At 61.8% G+C, this 17,660-nt stretch carries 14 protein-coding genes; 4 read left to right on the top strand and 10 right to left on the bottom strand.

Going from position 1 to position 17,660, the window contains the following annotated elements:
• Positions 1-7: 7 nt before the first annotated feature.
• The 7 genes from G3N95_RS20960 to G3N95_RS20930 form a co-directional block, all read right to left on the bottom strand.
• Positions 8-1,693, bottom strand: coding sequence for an ABC transporter substrate-binding protein (locus G3N95_RS20960; RefSeq protein WP_205971983.1), 1,686 nt, complete (start codon positions 1,691-1,693; stop codon positions 8-10).
• A 247-nt stretch (positions 1,694-1,940) separates the two neighbouring features.
• Positions 1,941-2,960 carry a HoxN/HupN/NixA family nickel/cobalt transporter gene (locus G3N95_RS20955; protein ID WP_205971982.1) on the bottom strand — a complete coding sequence of 340 codons (1,020 nt, stop codon included), beginning with the start codon at positions 2,958-2,960 and terminating at the stop codon, positions 1,941-1,943.
• A gap of 28 nt (positions 2,961-2,988) precedes the next feature.
• Positions 2,989-3,477: a cupin domain-containing protein gene (locus G3N95_RS20950; protein WP_205971981.1), complete on the bottom strand. Its 489-nt coding sequence runs from the start codon at positions 3,475-3,477 to the stop codon at positions 2,989-2,991.
• Positions 3,478-4,434: 957 nt separating this feature from the next.
• The gene (fusA, locus tag G3N95_RS20945) at positions 4,435-6,540 is read right to left on the bottom strand and encodes an elongation factor G (protein ID WP_205971980.1); all 2,106 of its coding nucleotides are present in this window, start codon (positions 6,538-6,540) and stop codon (positions 4,435-4,437) included.
• 266 nt (positions 6,541-6,806) lie between these two features.
• Positions 6,807-7,322 (bottom strand): DUF192 domain-containing protein, encoded by a 516-nt coding sequence (locus tag G3N95_RS20940; protein WP_205971979.1) that lies wholly within the window; start codon positions 7,320-7,322, stop codon positions 6,807-6,809.
• A 144-nt stretch (positions 7,323-7,466) separates the two neighbouring features.
• Positions 7,467-7,661: a hypothetical protein gene (locus G3N95_RS20935; RefSeq protein ID WP_028370957.1), complete on the bottom strand. Its 195-nt coding sequence runs from the start codon at positions 7,659-7,661 to the stop codon at positions 7,467-7,469.
• Between the two features lie 440 nt (positions 7,662-8,101).
• Positions 8,102-8,671, bottom strand: a complete 570-nt coding sequence (locus G3N95_RS20930; RefSeq protein ID WP_205971978.1) for a pseudouridine synthase — start codon at positions 8,669-8,671, stop codon at positions 8,102-8,104.
• Between the two features lie 324 nt (positions 8,672-8,995).
• On the opposite strand from G3N95_RS20930, the gene icd reads away from it, so the two are divergent.
• Together icd and G3N95_RS20920 are read left to right on the top strand one after the other, a co-directional pair.
• Positions 8,996-10,252 (top strand): NADP-dependent isocitrate dehydrogenase, encoded by a 1,257-nt coding sequence (gene icd / locus G3N95_RS20925; protein ID WP_205971977.1) that lies wholly within the window; start codon positions 8,996-8,998, stop codon positions 10,250-10,252.
• 664 nt (positions 10,253-10,916) lie between these two features.
• Positions 10,917-12,548 (top strand): multicopper oxidase family protein, encoded by a 1,632-nt coding sequence (locus G3N95_RS20920; protein WP_205971976.1) that lies wholly within the window; start codon positions 10,917-10,919, stop codon positions 12,546-12,548.
• Between the two features lie 93 nt (positions 12,549-12,641).
• Here G3N95_RS20920 and cspD read toward each other — a convergent pair whose 3' ends face one another.
• Positions 12,642-12,848 carry a cold shock domain-containing protein CspD gene (gene cspD / locus G3N95_RS20915; protein ID WP_007586257.1) on the bottom strand — a complete coding sequence of 69 codons (207 nt, stop codon included), beginning with the start codon at positions 12,846-12,848 and terminating at the stop codon, positions 12,642-12,644.
• Positions 12,849-13,390: 542 nt separating this feature from the next.
• Between cspD and clpS the strand changes: the two genes are divergently transcribed.
• Positions 13,391-13,705 carry an ATP-dependent Clp protease adapter ClpS gene (gene clpS / locus G3N95_RS20910; protein WP_012399982.1) on the top strand — a complete coding sequence of 105 codons (315 nt, stop codon included), beginning with the start codon at positions 13,391-13,393 and terminating at the stop codon, positions 13,703-13,705.
• Entirely contained in the window at positions 13,702-16,002 is a 2,301-nt protein-coding gene (clpA, locus tag G3N95_RS20905) for an ATP-dependent Clp protease ATP-binding subunit ClpA (RefSeq protein ID WP_205971975.1), read from the top strand. Before clpS ends, clpA begins: the two co-directional genes overlap by 4 nt.
• A 101-nt stretch (positions 16,003-16,103) precedes the next feature.
• Here clpA and dut read toward each other — a convergent pair whose 3' ends face one another.
• Together dut and G3N95_RS20895 are read right to left on the bottom strand one after the other, a co-directional pair.
• Entirely contained in the window at positions 16,104-16,550 is a 447-nt protein-coding gene (gene dut, locus G3N95_RS20900; RefSeq protein ID WP_012399984.1) for a dUTP diphosphatase, read from the bottom strand.
• Positions 16,551-16,614: 64 nt separating this feature from the next.
• Positions 16,615-17,619: an LLM class flavin-dependent oxidoreductase gene (locus G3N95_RS20895; RefSeq protein WP_205971974.1), complete on the bottom strand. Its 1,005-nt coding sequence runs from the start codon at positions 17,617-17,619 to the stop codon at positions 16,615-16,617.
• Between the last annotated feature and the right edge of the window lie 41 nt (positions 17,620-17,660).

Genomic DNA, 17,660 nt, shown 5'->3' with positions numbered 1-17,660 from the left:
CGCGCAATCAGGCCGCGAGCGTCGCGCGATCGAAATACAACTGCGCGATCGCCGTGAAGCGCACGCCGTTCAACTGCTTGCGCGCGGCGATCAGCTGATCGTAGAAGAACGGGAAGATCACGGGCGTTTCGTCGAGCAGCAGCGTCTGGATCTGCGCGGACACTTTCTTTTGCCCGGCGACATCGAGCGCCGCGACGTAGTCGGCAACCAGCTTGTCGTATTGCGGGTTCTTGAAGTGCGCGGCGTTCCACGTGCCGCCGCTCGTCAAAGGCGCGCTCAGGAACACGTTCGGCACGCCGCGGCTGCCGTAGTCGGTGATGCCGAGCGGCGAATCGAGCCAGTCCGATTTGCCCGGCGTGCCCGAGCCGTAGTACTGCGACTGGCTTTCGACCTTCAGATTGATGCGGATGCCGACGGCCTTCGCGTAGTTCTGCACGACGACGGCAAGGTCGGGAATCTCCATGTATTTTTCGGTGGTGAGCGTCACGTCGAAGCCGTTCGGCACGCCCGCCTGCGCGAGCAACTGCTTCGCCTTCGCGACATCGATCCTGCGCTGCGGCACGCCGGCATCCGACGACGGAAACGCGGGCGCGAACGGGCTGTCGTTGCCGACCTGCGCGCGGCCCTTGAAGAGACCTTTGACGATCACCTCGCGATCGAGCGACAGCGCGAGCGCCTGGCGCACGCGCTTGTCCTTGAACTGCGGGCTGTCGACGCGCATGTGTATCTGCCGATGGGCACTCGACTTCACGCCGATCACCTTGAACTCGGGGTTGTTCATCAGGCCCTGTCCGCCCTGCACGGTGAAGGTGCCCATCACGTCGGCCTGATGGCCTTGCAGCGCGAGAATCTGCGCCTGCTGGTCCGCATAGAAGGTGAACTGCACGCGCTGCGGCAAGGCCTTGTCGCCCCAGTAGTCGGGATTGCGCACGAACGACGCGCCTACTTTCGCCTGATACTTTTCGAGCTTGAACGGACCCGTACCGATGAAGGTCTTCTCGTAGTTGCCCGTGTAGTTCGCGGGCAGGATCACCGCGTTGTAGTTGTCCGACGAGACGTAGTACGGGAAATTGCCGTTGGGCGCGTCGAGATGGAACGCGACGGTGTGATCGTCGACGACCTTCGTGTTGCCCTTCGACAGCACGCCCTTCAAGGTCGACAGCGCAGCCGAGCCGGCGGCGGGATCGGCGAGCCGGTCGAACGTCGCGGCGACGTCCTTCGCGGTGAAGGTCTGGCCATCGTGGAATTTCACGTTCTCGCGCAGCTTGAAGGTCCACACGTCGCCCTTGTCGTTGGGCTTCCACGACAGCGCGAGTGCGGGCTTGAGCGTCTGCTTTTCGCCGTCGTCGTCGATCAGGAATTCGCCCGTCTGATTGAGCAGGCAGAGACTCGCGGCATCGGTGACGGTCATCGGATCGACGGCGCCCGCGGGCGTCAGATGCGCGACGCGGATCGTCGCGTTGGCGCCGGCAGCGCCCTGGGCGCGCGCGCTGCGTGGCGTGAGCAGACTGCCGCCCGCGAGCGACATCCCGATCACGCTGGCATAGCGCAGCAGTTCGCGCCGCGTGAGACGGCCTGCGAGGAATTCGTCGATGGCGTGGTTGCCGTGAGCGTCGGCGCCGACGCGCGTCGCCTCCAGGTCAACTGATTCTGCCAGGCGAGGCGCAAAACGCGGGTCCGCGGAATTCTTCATCGATGGTGGGTCCGATCCGTTCTGTTGGGACGCCGTGCGCAAAGGCGCGGGCGCTGCGGTGGTACTGCGATCACGATGCGGGTTCAGTGTAAGCGATTGCCTCCTTATTGGGAGCATTCGCTACGGCGCACGGTTCCCTTCAGACGAATCCGGGGCGAGAGTTGTGTCGTACGCACAACGGCGCGGCGCGCGAAGCCCGTCGGGTGGCGCGCTGCGGCGCCTTTTGCGGCGCCTGGGCGTCGGTATGCTAATGGCTGGCCGCTGCGGGCTTGCGCCAGCGATGAAACAGGATCGAGCCGATCCAGCACAGCATGAACACGCTGACGATGCCGTAGCCCAGCATCCCGAAGCGCTCGTTGACGGCCGCCACTGCGTCCCACGCGCTGCCGCTGAGTCCCAGTTTGTCTGCTAGCAAACCGAGTGCCTCGATGCCGCCGATCGCGATCGCGACGATGGCCGACACGAACGTGATGCTGGCGTTGTAGTAGAGCTTGCGCTTGGGGTCGTCCATTGCCCAACTGTATGCGTGAACCATCAGCACGTTATCGGTGGAATCGACCAGGGTCATGCCTGCCGTGAAGAGCGCGGGAAACACGAGGATCGAATAGAGCGGCAGACCCTTGCCGGCTTCGGCCGCGGCGATCGCGAGCAGGCCGATTTCCGTTGCCGTGTCGAAGCCGAGGCCGAACAGCACGCCGACGGGGTACATATGCCAGCTTTTCGTCACGAGCCTGAAGAGCGGCTTGAGCGCACGCGACAGGAGGCCGGCGGGCGCACTGCGCGCGGCGTCGTCGTGCGTCAGTTGTCCGCCTTGTTGCACGTGCCGGTAGCGTCGCCACACGTCGCGCAGGATGACGAGGTTCACGCCTGCGAGCACGAGCAGAAAGACGGACGACACGATCGTGCCGATGGTGCCGCCGACGGCATGAAATGCCTCGAAGCGCCCATGCAGCGAGAGCGCCGTCAACGCGATGCCGACCGTGGCCGCGAGCACGATGGTCGAGTGTCCGAGCGAGAACGCGAGCCCGACGCCGAGCGGGCGTTTGCCTTCCTGCATCAGCTTGCGCGTGACGGCGTCGATCGCGGCGATGTGATCGGCGTCGACGGCGTGGCGCAGACCGAATCCATAGGCGAGCAGCGCGGTGCCGAGCAGCAGCGGATAGTGGCGAAACGCGATCAGCGCCCACCCCCACGCGGCGAGATTGGCGGCGATCAGTCCGGCGTACAGCGTGACGAGGCGAGGGCGCAGGGAGAGAGTCGGCGTCATGTGGGCGTGGTGAGGGACGGTGAGGGCGTCAGTGATCGTGTGGATGCTTGTGGATGGGGTCGACCCAGTAGACGGTCTCGGGTTGTTCGACGGCATCGATGTTGAGATTCACGACGACGGCTTCGTTGTCGCTGCGCACGAGCACGCATTCGAGCGGATCGTCGGTGCTCGCGTTGATTTCTTGATGCGGCACATAGGGCGGCACGAAGATGAAGTCGCCGGGGCCGGCTTCGGCGGTGAATTCCAGATGTTCGCCCCAGCGCATGCGGGCATGTCCGCGCACGACGTAAATCACGCTTTCTAGCGCGCCGTGGTGGTGCGCGCCTGTTTTTGCATTTGGGTGGATGGTTACCGTGCCGGCCCATAGCTTTTGCGCTCCCGCGCGGGCGGCGTTGATTGCTGCTGCGCGGTTCATGCCGGGCGTTTGCGGTGTGTTCGTGTCCAGCTGGTCGGCTTTGATGACCTTGACGCCGTTGGTGCGCCAGTCGGTGCTGGCTCGCTGGTCGTCGTGTGACATGGCTTGTCTCCTTTGCTCCTTGCTCTCGCGGTTTGCTTTGCCATTCTGGCATGGTCAAAAATTTGATGTTTTAATTGCCGGGAGTGGCATCCGCGTTTTGCTTCTGGTTTGCTGGCGTTGCCCCTGTGCGGGGCGGCACTTACTTTCTTTGCCGCCGCAAAGAAAGTAAGCAAAGAAAGCGGGCTCACACCGCCAGCCCGTGTTGTTGCCTGCGGGCCCCCGACGGTTCTTACGCTCCACGCGGCAACACGCTACTTTCCGCCCGTTGCCAGCGTGCTAACTCACGCATCACCCACTTCACACTCTCGCGTCACGGGCCGCGTTACCAGGCGTTCGCGGCCGCCCAGGTGGCAAACTGTGTGTAGGCCGTCGCGATGGAAGTGCACCACTCCGGACGGAAAAGCGGGATCGGTGTCGTAGGATCGCCAACGCATACGGCGCGACAACCGACACACAGTTTGCCACCTGGGCGGCGCAGACGAGTCACTGCCGCTGGCTGCCTGCGGGTGAGTGGAGTGGGTGATGCGCCTGTTCAAGGCGCCTGTAACGGGCGCAAAACAAAGTGTTGCCGTGTGGAGTGCGGGACCCGTTGGGGGCCCGCAGGCAATCACACGGGCTGGCGGTGTGAGCCCGCTTTCTTTGCTTACTTTCTTTGCGGCGGCAAAGAAAGTAAGTGCCGCCCCGCACAGGGGCAACGCCAGCAAACCAGAAGCAAACCGCGAATGCCAGCGAAAAGCCAAACCGCGAATGCCAGCGAAAAGCCAAACCGCGAATGCCAGCGAAAAGCCAAACCGCGAATGCCAGCGAAAAGCCAAACCGCGGATGCCAGCGAAAAGCCAACCCGCGAATGCCAGCGAAAAGCCAAACCGCAGACGCCACCTCACAGCAACCCGCAAAAAACAAAAAAGGCCCGTCCAAAAGAACGGGCCCCTGCTCTCGAAGAGCGATAAAAAAAACTTACTTGGACTTCGAATTAATAATCGCCTCGGACACGTTGTTCGGTGTCTCGGCGTACTGCTTGAACTCCATGGTGTAGGTCGCACGCCCCTGCGTCAACGAGCGTAGCGAGGTGGAGTATCCGAACATCTCGGACAGCGGCACTTCAGCCCGAACGAGCTTGCCGCCGCCGCCGGCGATATCCTCCATGCCCTGCACGATCCCACGTCGTCCCGACAAATCGCCCATGACATTGCCCATGAAGTCTTCGGGCGTTTCCACTTCGACGGCCATCATCGGCTCGAGCAGCACCGGCTTCGCCTTGCGCATTGCCTCCTTGAACGCCATCGATCCAGCCATGCGGAACGCGTTTTCATTCGAGTCGACATCGTGGTACGACCCGAAGGTCAGCGTCACCTTCACGTCCACGACAGGATACCCAGCCAGCACTCCAGCCTTGAGCGTTTCCTGAATGCCCTTGTCGACGGCAGGAATGAATTCGCGTGGAATCACGCCGCCCTTGATCGCGTCGATGAACTCGTAGCCCTTGCCCGGATCGGGTTCGAGCGAGATCACAGCGTGACCGTACTGACCGCGTCCGCCCGACTGCTTGACGAACTTGCCTTCGATGTCTTCGACCTTCGTGCGCACAGTCTCGCGATACGCCACCTGCGGCTTGCCCACCGTCGCCTCGACACCGAACTCGCGCTTCATCCGGTCGACGAGAATTTCCAGGTGCAACTCGCCCATGCCCGAGATGATCGTCTGGCCGGATTCTTCATCCGTTTGCACGCGGAACGACGGGTCTTCCTGTGCAAGACGGTTCAACGCGATGCCCATCTTCTCCTGGTCGACCTTCGTCTTCGGCTCGACGGCCTGCGAGATCACCGGCTCAGGGAAGATCATCCGCTCGAGAATGATGATGTTGTTCGGGTCGCACAACGTGTCGCCCGTGGTCGCTTCCTTCAGACCGACCGCGGCCGCGATATCGCCCGCGCGCACTTCCTTGATTTCTTTGCGCTCGTTCGCGTGCATCTGAAGAATACGGCCGAGGCGCTCTTTCTTTTCCTTCACCGGGTTGTAGACGGTGTCGCCCGATTCGACGACGCCCGAGTACACGCGGAAAAAGATCAACTGGCCGACGAACGGGTCCGTCATGATCTTGAACGCGAGCGCCGAGAACGGCTCGTCGTCGCTCGGATGACGCTCCGCTTCCTTGTCGTCTTCCGTGTGGCCGAGAATCGCGGGCACGTCGACAGGCGAGGGAAGATAGTCGATCACGGCGTCGAGCATCGCCTGCACGCCCTTGTTCTTGAACGCGCTGCCGCACAGCATCGGCACGATCTCGTTCGCGATGGTGCGCTTGCGCAGGCCCGTCTTGATCTCTTCTTCCGTCAGGCTCTCGTGGTCGGTCAGGTACTTTTCGAGCATCTCTTCGCTCGCTTCCGCCGCTGCCTCGACCATCTTTTCGCGCCACTCGTGCGCGAGTTCCTTCAGGTTGTCGGGGATCTCTTCGTACGTGAACTTGATGCCCTGGCTCTCGTCGTCCCACACGATCGCCTTCATCTTCACGAGATCGACGACGCCCTGGAAGTGCTCTTCCGCACCGATGGGAATCTGGATCGGCACGGCCACGCCTTTCAGGCGCTCGCCGATCTGCTTCTGCACGCGGAAGAAGTCCGCACCGACACGGTCCATCTTGTTGACGAACGCGATGCGCGGCACCTTGTACTTGTTCGCCTGGCGCCACACGGTTTCGGACTGCGGCTGCACGCCGCCGACCGAGTCATAGACCATGCACGCGCCATCGAGCACACGCATCGAGCGTTCGACTTCGATCGTGAAGTCGACGTGTCCCGGCGTGTCGATGATGTTGATGCGGTGCTCCGGATAGTTGCCGGCCATGCCTTTCCAGAAGGCCGTCGTGGCCGCCGACGTGATCGTGATGCCGCGCTCCTGCTCCTGTTCCATCCAGTCCATCGTCGCCGCGCCGTCGTGAACCTCGCCGATCTTGTGAGTCACGCCGGTGTAGAAAAGAATGCGTTCGGTGGTGGTGGTCTTGCCGGCATCGATGTGAGCACTGATACCGATGTTCCGATATCGCTCGATAGGAGTCTTGCGGGGCACGTGAACCTCCATGAGTTGGCGCGCCGGTGAATGGCGCCGGGCCTGCCGCGGTTCGCTGCTGCGCGGTCCGGACGATCTCGGTGCTGCGGGTGAGACTATAAGGATAGCGTGTCGGCCCCGCTTTTGCAGGCGTCCTGCCAGAAAGCGCCTCGGCGAGGCACACGCCGGGCGTTGCAGTGCAGCGGACGCAAAGAAGCCGGCGCGCCTTGCGGCTGCGCCGGCTTCTTTGCCGCCCTGGCGGTTGTCGCCTCGAGACTCGCCTGCGCCTACTGCGGCGCCGGCAGCCCCTGAATCTTCATGCCGGGCTTGATGCCCTTCGACGTGAACCAGCCCTTGCTCATTTCGAGCGCGTAGACGCCATTGTTTTTCGGGCAATGGTTGTTGGTGGTTTCCGCCTGCATTTCGTCGATGTCGGTGATCGTGCCGTCCGCGCGCATGAATGCGATCGACAGCGGGATCAACGTGTTCTTCATCCAGAAGCAATGCACGGCGTTCTCGCCGAACACGAACAGCATGCCTTCGTTCGGCGCGAGTTGCGTACGGTACATCAGGCCTTGCTCGCGATCCGCATCGTTGGCGGCAACGGCAGCGTCGATCACGAACATGCCTGCCGTGAGTTTCGCGCGCGGGAAATCGCCGGGCTGTTTCGCGCCCTGCGGCATCTGCTGCGCGCGTGCATCTTGCACAGACATCGTCGCGAACGACACAGCCGACAATGCGGCAACAGGCAATACAACTGCAATCGCGAAGCGCGCGATCAACGAGCGCAATGAAAATCGCACGGCGTAGCTCCTGGGTGAATATGAACCGCGAATGTTACGCGAGCGCGTCAAAAACAAAAAGGCAGAGAGCCTTGCGGCCTTCTGCCTTTCAACGCCGTAAGAACGGCAAACCAGCTTGTTCTTGACTGCGTTATTGCAACAAACTTATTCCGACGCTGCCGAAGCTGCTGCTGCCGGAGCTGCCTTCTTGTGCGACTTCTTGTGCGAAACCTTCTTCGTTGCCTTGTGCGACGAAGCTGCTGCTGCCGGAGCTGCCGAAGCTGCTTCCGGTGCCGAAGCTTGTGCGAATGCTGCCGTTGCGAAGAGGCCAGCGACCAGAGCGGCGATCAGTTTGTTCATTTTGCGAATCCTCAGCTTTAGATAAATAACCAAATGACCCGGTTAGATTGAGTCATGTCGTTAAACGTGCCATCCACCTTTCGGTTGACATCCGCATCGAAGAAAATTTTCTTTGCGGCTGCGAGCGTTCAGACACCTTCATACACGTCGTTGGAGCGGCTTGTGCAAAGGCTCTTGAGGCTGAATGCCGGACAGCTTTAGCGGCATCTGCGTGGACTAACGCATGAACGCGCGACGCGGTTGACGAAAATTTTCAGGAATTTTTTCGAACGTGATAACGCGTCGCAGAGTACGCGATTTAGCGCCGCTTTAACGTCGCTTTTGTAGAGTATTTGCGCTTCATTCGCAGCGTTTTTCAAATGATGCAATCGAAGCAGAAACGCATGTCGATACAACGGCTTAGCGATTTATCGACAGCCATTTTGCAGGAGCGCGAGTTGCTACGCGATGCGATCCCACGGCGCGCGCGGAGATAGCCCGATGCTCTCGCCGGGCTGCAGCCCCAGCGAAAAAATATCGAGCGCACCGACGCCGACACGCACGAGACGCAGTGTCGGAAAGCCGACGGCCGCCGTCATGCGGCGCACCTGGCGGTTCTTGCCTTCGGTGATCGACAGTTCGATCCATGTCGTGGGAATCGCCGCACGATATCGAATGGGCGGCGTGCGATCCCATAGCGCGTCATCCGGTTCGACGAATTCGGCGCGGCAGGGCCGCGTGACGTAATCGCCGAGATCGACGCCGCGCGCAAGCGCCTTCAGATGCTGTTCCGTGGGCGCGCCTTCCACTTGCGCCCAATACCGCTTCACCAGCTTGTGCCGGGGCTCCGCGATGCGCGCTTGCAGCGCGCCATCGTCGGTGAGCAGCAGCAGACCTTCGCTATCGGAGTCGAGCCTGCCAGCAGGATAAACGCCGGGCACCTTCACCCAGTCGGCCAGCGACGCGCGCGTTTCGTGCGGCGAAAACTGGCAGATCGTGCCGAAGGGTTTGTTGAGTGCGAGCAGAGTCATGCGTGAAAAGGGCGAAGAGCGGGACCGTCGATAGCGAACGGCGAGATCTTAAAGCATAACGCTCTCGGTCACGCCGCAAGTCTTATATAAGACATAGGACATAAAACAGGTTCATGCGACGTGCGGCGGTCGAGTCCGTGTCCGTGCACGTCCCGAGCGCGGCCAGGTGCCGACGTGGGCTAGAATACCCGCCTGGCCGCTTGTTGCATCGGTATCTGGCATCAGCATTTGCATCGGCGTGGCGCTGCGTCGCACGCAAGAGAAGCGCCCCGGTTTCGCATTTCCAACCTGTTCTCACAGTACAGCTATCACTGGAGTCCGATCATGGCGTATCAGCACATCACGGTTCCTGCTGACGGTGACAAGATCACTGTCAACGCGGATTTCTCGCTCAACGTTTCCGATCAGCCGATCATTCCTTACATCGAAGGCGACGGTACGGGTGTCGACATCACGCCCGTGATGATCAAGGTCGTCGATGCAGCCGTCGAGAAGGCATACGGCGGCAAGAAGAAGATCCACTGGATGGAAATCTTCGCGGGCGAGAAGGCGACGCGGGTGTACGGTCCCGACGTGTGGCTGCCGGATGAGACGCTGGAAGTCGTGAAGGAATACATCGTGTCGATCAAGGGGCCGCTCACGACGCCCGTCGGAGGCGGCATCCGTTCGCTGAACGTCACGCTGCGCCAGGAACTCGACCTCTACGTGTGCCTGCGTCCCGTGCAGTATTTCAAGGGCGTGCCGTCGCCGCTGCGCGAGCCGGAGAAGGTCAACATGGTGATCTTCCGCGAGAACTCGGAAGACATCTATGCGGGCATCGAATGGCCGGCGGGTTCGCCCGAAGCGAAGAAGGTCATCCAGTTCCTGCGTGACGAAATGGGCGTGAAGAAGATCCGCTTCCCGGAGTCGTCGGGTATCGGCGTAAAACCGGTGTCGCGCGAAGGCACGGAGCGTCTGGTGCGCAAGGCGATCCAGTACGCGCTCGACCACGATCGACGCACGGTCACGCTCGTGCACAAGGGCAACATCATGAAGTACACGGAAGGCGCTTTCCGTGATTACGGCTATGCCCTCGCGCAGAAGGAGTTCAACGCGGAACTGATCGACGGCGGTCCGTGGATGAAGGTGAAGAATCCGAAGACGGGCAACGATGTCGTCGTGAAGGACGTGATCGCCGATGCATTCCTGCAGCAGATCCTGCTGCGTCCCGCCGAATACGACGTCATTGCGACGCTGAACCTGAATGGCGATTACATCTCCGACGCGCTCGCCGCGCAGGTCGGTGGCATCGGCATTGCGCCGGGCGCGAACATGTCGGACTCCGTTGCGATGTTCGAAGCGACGCACGGCACGGCGCCGAAGTATGCGGGCAAGGACTATGTGAATCCGGGTTCGGAGATTCTCTCGGCGGAAATGATGCTGCGGCATCTCGGCTGGACGGAAGCGGCGGACACGATCCTGGCATCGATGGAAAAGTCGATTCTGTCGAAGCGCGTTACGTATGACTTCGCGCGTTTGATGGAAGGCGCGACGCAGGTGTCGTGCTCGGGCTTCGGTCAGGTGATGATCGACAACATGTGAGCGCCGCTTGAGCGTTCGGTGTGTCGTGACGAAACCCCGGTGAGCGCGAGCCCATCGGGGTTTTGTTTTCGAGCTTCGCGTCATCGATGCAGCAGCGCGGCTGCGTTATCATCGAATGATCTTTCTTCCGCTGCATTTCGCAATCGTTCGCTTCGGCATCGACAGACAGGCATGAAATCGTTGTGGCGCATTCTTATCGTGTTGACGCTTGCACTGCTTGGCATGCAGGGCGCGTCGGCGTGCGAGCATCGTCATGATGTTTCGCCGCGCGCGATGAGCATGCATGCGTCGGCTCCCGCACCTGTCGTTCACTGCGTTACGTCGACGGATACGAGCGACCCCACGGCGCCTTGTCATCGAACGCATTCGCTTTGCTGCCTGACCCTGTGCGGTGCGCATTGCAGTGCTTTGCTGTCGAGCATGGGCATGTCGGCACGCATTGCGTCATCCGACTTGCCGGGCATCGATAGCGACCCTGCGCGCGCGAGTGTCACGCGCGCCCCGCCTGTGCGTCCCCCGATCGTGTGACCGTTTCGCGTCTGCGCGCCTCGTGGCGCGCATAGCAAGCCGATGCGTGAAACAACCTTCACGCTCGCGCCATTACACGTTTCATGCGCGTGGCGAGCAACGGGCTCGCCGCGCCGCATCAACAAGGGGTTGACCCATGATTCGCAGGGATTTTCTCGCCCGTACGTTGAGCGTTGCCGTTGCGTCGCTCTTCACGCGCAATGTGTTCGCGCAGCATTCGATGCACGGCACGCACGACATGTCCGGCATGAGCGATATGGAAGACATGCCCGGCATGTCGTCGATGCATGCTGCCGACAGCAAGCATGCCGCGCAGGCCGCTCCGAAGCTCGCGCCCGAAACGGCGATACCGGCCGGCGCGCCGCTCGCCGCGTTGCGCAAACTGCCGAACGAAAGCAAGGAGCCGGGCGTGTTCCGCGCGACGCTCGTCGCGCAACCCGTGCGCCGCCAGCTGATGTCCGGGCATTCGACCGCGCTGTGGCTGTACGGCGATGCCGCGCAGGGGCCCATCGTCGGTCCGCTCATCGACGTGCGCGAAGGCGACACCGTCGAGATCCGCTTCGTCAACCATCTACCGCAGCCGTCGACGATCCACTGGCACGGCCTGCCCGTGCCGCCCGATCAGGACGGCAATCCAATGAACCCCGTCGCGCCCGGCGCGACCCAGGTCTACCGCTTCACCTTGCCGCCCGGCAGCGCGGGCACGTACTGGTATCACCCGCATCCGCACATGATGTCGGCGGAGCAGGTGTTTCGCGGCCTGGCCGGGCCGATCGTCGTGCGAGCCGCCGACGATCCGATCGCCGCGTTTCCGGAGCGTCATCTGTTCTTCTCGGATCTGAAGCTGGCAAGCGACGCGTCCATCGCGCCGAACGACATGATGGACTGGATGAACGGCCGCGAAGGCCAGTTCGTGCTGGTGAACGGCGCACGCCGGCCGCGCATCGAGGTCGCGCAGGACGAGCGCTGGCGTCTGTGGAATGGTTGCAATGCCCGCTATCTGAGATTGTCGCTGGGCGGCAACCGGATCTTCACGCAGGTCGGCACGGATGGCGGCCTGCTCGACAAGCCGCGCGACGGCCTGACGGAACTGCTGCTCGCGCCGGGCGAGCGGGCGGAGATCATCGTGCGCGCCGGTGAGCAGGCCACGACGGCGATTCTCACCGCCGCCGCGTACGACCGCCGCAAGATGACGATGACCGAGGGCAAGAGCCTGCCCGCCGATCCGTCGAAGGCCCTCGCCGACGTGCACTTCGCGCCGGCGTCGCCGTCCGCGAGCCGAGCCGTGCCGCCGGCGCTGCGGCCCATCGCGCCGCTGCTGTCATCCACTGACAACGCAGCGGACAAAGCGCCGCGAAAATCCGTCGTTTTCTCCGAAGCAATGGACATGACGGCCATGCACCGTCCTGGCGCGACGATGTCGTTGCCGGCCGGCATGCAATTCATGATCAACGGCGCGAGTTTCGACCCGGCGCGCATCGCGTTGACCAGCCGGCGCGGCGAAGTCGAAGTCTGGTCGATCGAAAACCGCACCGACATGGATCATCCTTTCCATCTGCACGGCACGCAGTTCCAGGTGATCGGACGGGAGCGGGGCGGCGTCGCGGCACCTGAGCGGTATCTAGCATGGCGCGATACCGTCAACGTGCAGCCCGGCGAGACGGTGCGCATCGCGACGGTGCAGCGCGACGCGGGCGAGCGGATGTTCCATTGCCACATACTGGAACACGAGGATCTCGGCATGATGGCAACCCTCAAGGTTGTCTGATTGCTGCCGTAGTTATCGTTAGAGGCATTGCCGACGCCAGAAACGAAAAAACCCGGCATGAAGCCGGGTTTTCAAGGCTGCGGACCGAACGTATCAGGCTGCGGACTGAATGTTCGATGCCTGTTTGCCCTTCGGGCCTTGAACGACCTCGAAGCTAACTTTCTGGCCTTCCTTGAGGGTCTTGAAACCGTTCATCTGGATAGCCGAAAAGTGTGCAAACAGATCCTCACCGCCTTCGTCGGGCGTAATGAATCCGAAACCTTTCGCGTCGTTGAACCACTTGACCGTACCAGTTGCCATACCAACTTCCCCTGTAACTCAAAAGCTGCCACGAGCCCTCGAAAAGCTCAACGACCACGGGATGCAGTCGTCCCTCCTCACAAGCTCACCAACGGCATTTTTTCGTATAGACCGCTTATTGAAAAAAGTGCCAGCTTGATTGTTGAGTCTCTTTATTCGAGTGTCAAGAAAATTTTGAGACGCCCATTTCTTCGTTGTAAAGAACCAATTTCCAGGGTTTTTCCCGCTTTTCTTATGTGCGGTGGCGCAAGCGGCGCGTCTTGAAAAGTCGCATAATCGACTCACATGCAGTGCAGTGGTGAGAAGCGGATGGCGCGATGGCGAGTCATCAGCCTGCTGGCCCGGGTTGTGCGATACTCGATCCGACTGCAGTCATCATGCTGCAACACAGATTGACCGGAGGGCCGCCAACCGCACGCGGCCCGGCGCAGAGAGCGCACCCGCGAGAGGCCGCTCCACAGGGCCGGAGGGAACCGATGTCCGGCCAGCCGGTCGGGTTTTGACAGGATTGCGGGCCTGTCCGAGTTGTTTAGAATGGGTGTATGGCGATTATCCCGGACAAGCAGGACAACACCGTACTGGAGCGGCAGGAACAAAAGCTGAAACCGCCTGCCATGTTCAAGGTGGTGTTGTTGAACGACGATTTCACGCCGATGGAATTCGTCGTGATGATCGTGCAAGAGTATTTCAATAAAGATCGAGAGACCGCAACACAGATCATGTTGAAGGTCCATCGCGAAGGCAGGGGAGTTTGTGGGGTCTACACGCGGGACATCGCGTCGACCAAAGTCGAGCAAGTCGTTACCCACGCGCGGCAGGCAGGGCATCCGCTGCAGTGCGTGATGGAGGAAGCATGATTGCCCAGGAACTGGAAGTCAGCCTGCACATGGCGTTCATGGAAGCGCGCCAGGCGCGGCATGAGTTCATCACGGTCGAACATCTTTTGCTGGCGCTGTTGGACAACCCGACGGCGGCCGAAGTGCTGCGCGCGTGCGCGGCCAACATCGAAGACCTGCGTCAGAACCTGCGCAACTTCATTCACGACAATACGCCGACCGTTCCGGGCACTGACGACGTCGATACGCAGCCCACGCTGGGTTTCCAGCGTGTGATCCAGCGCGCGATCATGCACGTCCAGTCCACGTCGAACGGCAAGAAGGAAGTGACGGGCGCGAACGTGCTCGTGGCGATCTTCGGCGAGAAAGATTCTCACGCGGTGTATTACCTGCAGCAGCAGGGCGTGACGCGTCTCGACGTCGTCAATTTCATTTCGCACGGCATCGCGAAGACGAACAGCTCGGAAGCTGCGAAGTCGACGGATGCGAATGCGGAATCGGACGAAGCCGCTGCGCAAAAGGAAACACCGCTTGCGCAATTCACGCAGAACCTGAACCAGATGGCGAAGGACGGCCGCATCGATCCGTTGATCGGACGCGAAGCGGAAGTCGAGCGCGTCGTGCAGGTGCTGTGCCGCCGCCGCAAGAACAATCCGCTGCTGGTCGGCGAGGCCGGCGTCGGCAAAACTGCGATCGCGGAAGGTCTCGCGTGGCGCATCACGCGCGGCGAAGTGCCCGACATCCTCGTGGATGCGCAGGTCTATTCGCTCGACATGGGCGCGCTGCTCGCGGGCACGAAGTATCGCGGCGATTTCGAACAGCGCCTGAAGACGGTCCTGAAGGAACTGAAGGAACGTCCGAACGCGATTCTGTTCATCGACGAAATTCATACGCTGATCGGCGCGGGCGCCGCATCGGGCGGCACGCTGGACGCGTCGAATCTGCTGAAGCCGGCGCTGTCGTCGGGCACGCTCAAGTGCATCGGCGCGACCACATTCACGGAATTCCGCGGCATCTTCGAAAAGGACGCGGCATTGTCGCGTCGTTTCCAGAAGATCGACGTGACCGAGCCGACCGTCGAGCAGACGGTGGCGATCCTGCGCGGCCTGAAGTCGCGCTTCGAAGAGCACCATGGCGTGAAGTATTCGTCGGGTGCGCTGTCGGCGGCGGCTGAGCTGTCGGCGCGCTTCATCACGGATCGTCACTTGCCCGACAAGGCCATCGACGTGATCGACGAAGCAGGCGCGGCGCAACGCATCCTGCCGAAGTCGAAGCAGAAGAAGACCATCGGCAAGAGCGAGATCGAGGAAATCATCTCGAAGATCGCGCGCGTGCCGGCGCAAAGCGTGTCCCAGGACGACCGCAGCAAGCTCCAGACGCTCGACCGCGATCTGAAGGCAGTCGTGTTCGGCCAGGATCCCGCCATCGACGCACTGTCGGCATCGATCAAGATGGCGCGTGCGGGCCTCGGCAAGACGGACAAGCCGATCGGCGCGTTCCTGTTCTCCGGTCCGACGGGCGTCGGCAAGACGGAAGTGGCGCGGCAACTGGCGTTCACGCTGGGCATCGAGCTGATCCGCTTCGACATGTCGGAGTACATGGAGCGTCATGCGGTGAGCCGTCTGATCGGCGCGCCGCCGGGATACGTCGGTTTCGATCAGGGTGGTTTGCTGACGGAAGCCGTGACGAAGAAGCCGCATTGCGTGCTGCTGCTCGACGAAATCGAGAAGGCGCATCCGGACATCTACAACGTGCTGCTGCAGGTGATGGACCACGGCACGTTGACGGACAACAACGGTCGCAAGGCGGACTTCCGCAACGTCATCATCATCATGACGACGAATGCGGGCGCAGAGTCGATGCAGAAGTCGACGATCGGTTTCACGACGCGCCGCGAAACGGGCGACGAGATGGCCGACATCAAGCGTATGTTCACGCCTGAGTTCCGCAACCGTCTGGACGCGACGATCAGCTTCCGCTCGCTCGATGAAGAAATCATCATGCGCGTGGTCGACAAGTTCCTGATGCAGCTGGAAGATCAACTGCACGAGAAGAAGGTCGACGCGCTCTTCACCGACGCGCTGCGCAAGCATCTCGCGAAGCACGGTTTCGATCCGCTCATGGGCGCGCGTCCGATGCAGCGTCTGATCCAGGACACGATCCGTCGTGCGCTGGCCGACGAACTGCTGTTCGGCAAGCTGATGAACGGCGGCCGCGTGACGGTCGACGTCGATGCAGACGACAAGGTGCTGCTGACGTTTGACGAGAATTCGGCGCCGCCGCGCAATCCGAATCCGGAAGCGGTGGAAGTCGACTAAGCGTCGAATCATCCAAAGCATAAAAGAACGGCGTGGGTTGCAAAACCCACGCCGTTTTCATTTGGCCTTCAGCAAGCGGCCATAAAAAGCCGAGCAATGCCTCAGTGTTTGCCGGTGCTGCCGAAGCCGCCTTCGCCGCGCTCGCTCGTGTCGAACTCGTCGACGATATTGAACGTCGCCTGCACGACGGGGACGATCACCAACTGCGCGAGCCGTTCCATCGGATTCAGCGTGAACGTGGTCGTGCCGCGGTTCCACGTCGAGATCATCAGCTGGCCCTGGTAGTCCGAGTCGATCAAACCGACGAGGTTGCCCAGCACGATGCCGTGCTTGTGGCCCATGCCCGAGCGCGGCAGGATCAGCGCCGCATAGCCGGGATCGGCGAGATGGATCGCGAGGCCGGTCGGCACCAGAACCGTTTGACCGGGTTCCAGCGTCAGCGGCGCGTCGAGGCACGCGCGCAGGTCGAGGCCCGCGCTGCCCGTCGTGGCGTAGGCGGGGAGTTGTTCGCGCATGCGCGGGTCGAGAATCTTGATGTCGAGTTTCATGCAGTTCGGTGAGAGGTTGAAGAAATGGCGGCGCCTGTCATTGCAACGGAGCGCCGTGATCGATTCATGACTTGCCGAGATCGAACGCGCTGGCCAGCAATTCATAAGAACGCAAACGCGCGCGATAACTGCCCGCCACGGTGAGCACGATCAGTTCGTCCGCGTCGAACTGTTCCTGCAGCGCATGCAGCCGCTCCGTCACGGACTCCGGCGTGCCGACGATGCTGCGCGGCTTTTCCCGGTCGATGATCAGCTGCTCGCGCTCGCCATATTCCTGTGCGAGCCCTTGCGCGACGGATGGAATCGGCGCGTTCAGTCCATACGCCATCTGCACGCGGCGTAGATCGACGGCTTTTTCGAGTTCGGCGGCTTCGCGCTCTGTGTCCGCGCAGATCACGAAAACGGCCGCCGCGAGGTACGGCTTTTGTTCGTGACCAGGCTTGAAGCGCTCGCGATACGCCTGTGCGACGGCATGCCCGAAATGCGCATTGATGAAATGCGCGAATGAAAAGCGAATGCCCAGTTGCGCCGCCAGCATGCCGCCGAAATCGCTGGAACCGAGCACCCACAGTTGCGGACGCGTGTCGATCTGAGGTTGAAGCAGCACGCCGTGCGCAAGGTGATCGGAGGGCAGCGTGCCGCTCATCAGCGCGACCAGTTCGGTCACCTGTTGCGGGAACAGTTCGCCGCGATTGTAGGCGCCTGCCGCGACGGCCTGCGCCGTGCGCATGTCGCCGCCCGGCGCGCGCCCGACGCCCAGATCGACGCGGTTAGGGAACAGCGCCTCGAGCATCATGAACTGCTCGGCAACCTTGAATGGGCTGTAGTACGGCAGCATGATGCCGCCCGAGCCGATGCGGATGCGTCGGGTGACGCTGCCGAGGCGCGCGAGCATCACTTCCGGGCAGGGATTCGACACGCCGTACAGCCCGTGATGTTCGGCGCACCAATAACGCGTATAGCCGAGGTCGTCGGCGAGTTGCGCGAGTTCGACCGTCGCGGCGATCGCGTCGGCCACCTTATGCCCGTCGATCACGGGCGTCTGGTCGAGCACGGAGAGCAGGGTCATGACAGCACCAGAGCGTTAGCTGATGAAAACCATTCGAGCGT

Origin of the sequence: Paraburkholderia sp. Tr-20389 (genome assembly GCF_017104565.1) — a bacterium.
Classification (GTDB): domain Bacteria; phylum Pseudomonadota; class Gammaproteobacteria; order Burkholderiales; family Burkholderiaceae; genus Paraburkholderia.
The sequence above is the reverse complement of the archived record's forward strand: the minus strand, read 5'-3'. Positions and strand labels throughout refer to the sequence as shown.

Excerpts from the sequence above, each read along its gene's own strand:
- clpA (WP_205971975.1), top strand. The coding sequence starts at position 13,702 with ATGATTGCCCAGGAACTGGAAGTCAGCCTGCACATGGCGTTCATGGAA.
- cspD (WP_007586257.1), bottom strand. The coding sequence starts at position 12,848 with ATGGCAACTGGTACGGTCAAGTGGTTCAACGACGCGAAAGGTTTCGGA.
- G3N95_RS20930 (WP_205971978.1), bottom strand. The coding sequence starts at position 8,671 with ATGACTCTGCTCGCACTCAACAAACCCTTCGGCACGATCTGCCAGTTT.
- G3N95_RS20920 (WP_205971976.1), top strand. The coding sequence starts at position 10,917 with ATGATTCGCAGGGATTTTCTCGCCCGTACGTTGAGCGTTGCCGTTGCG.
- G3N95_RS20895 (WP_205971974.1), bottom strand. The coding sequence starts at position 17,619 with ATGACCCTGCTCTCCGTGCTCGACCAGACGCCCGTGATCGACGGGCAT.
- dut (WP_012399984.1), bottom strand. The coding sequence starts at position 16,550 with ATGAAACTCGACATCAAGATTCTCGACCCGCGCATGCGCGAACAACTC.
- G3N95_RS20935 (WP_028370957.1), bottom strand. The coding sequence starts at position 7,661 with ATGAACAAACTGATCGCCGCTCTGGTCGCTGGCCTCTTCGCAACGGCA.
- clpS (WP_012399982.1), top strand. The coding sequence starts at position 13,391 with ATGGCGATTATCCCGGACAAGCAGGACAACACCGTACTGGAGCGGCAG.
- icd (WP_205971977.1), top strand. The coding sequence starts at position 8,996 with ATGGCGTATCAGCACATCACGGTTCCTGCTGACGGTGACAAGATCACT.
- G3N95_RS20955 (WP_205971982.1), bottom strand. The coding sequence starts at position 2,960 with ATGACGCCGACTCTCTCCCTGCGCCCTCGCCTCGTCACGCTGTACGCC.
- G3N95_RS20950 (WP_205971981.1), bottom strand. The coding sequence starts at position 3,477 with ATGTCACACGACGACCAGCGAGCCAGCACCGACTGGCGCACCAACGGC.
- G3N95_RS20960 (WP_205971983.1), bottom strand. The coding sequence starts at position 1,693 with ATGAAGAATTCCGCGGACCCGCGTTTTGCGCCTCGCCTGGCAGAATCA.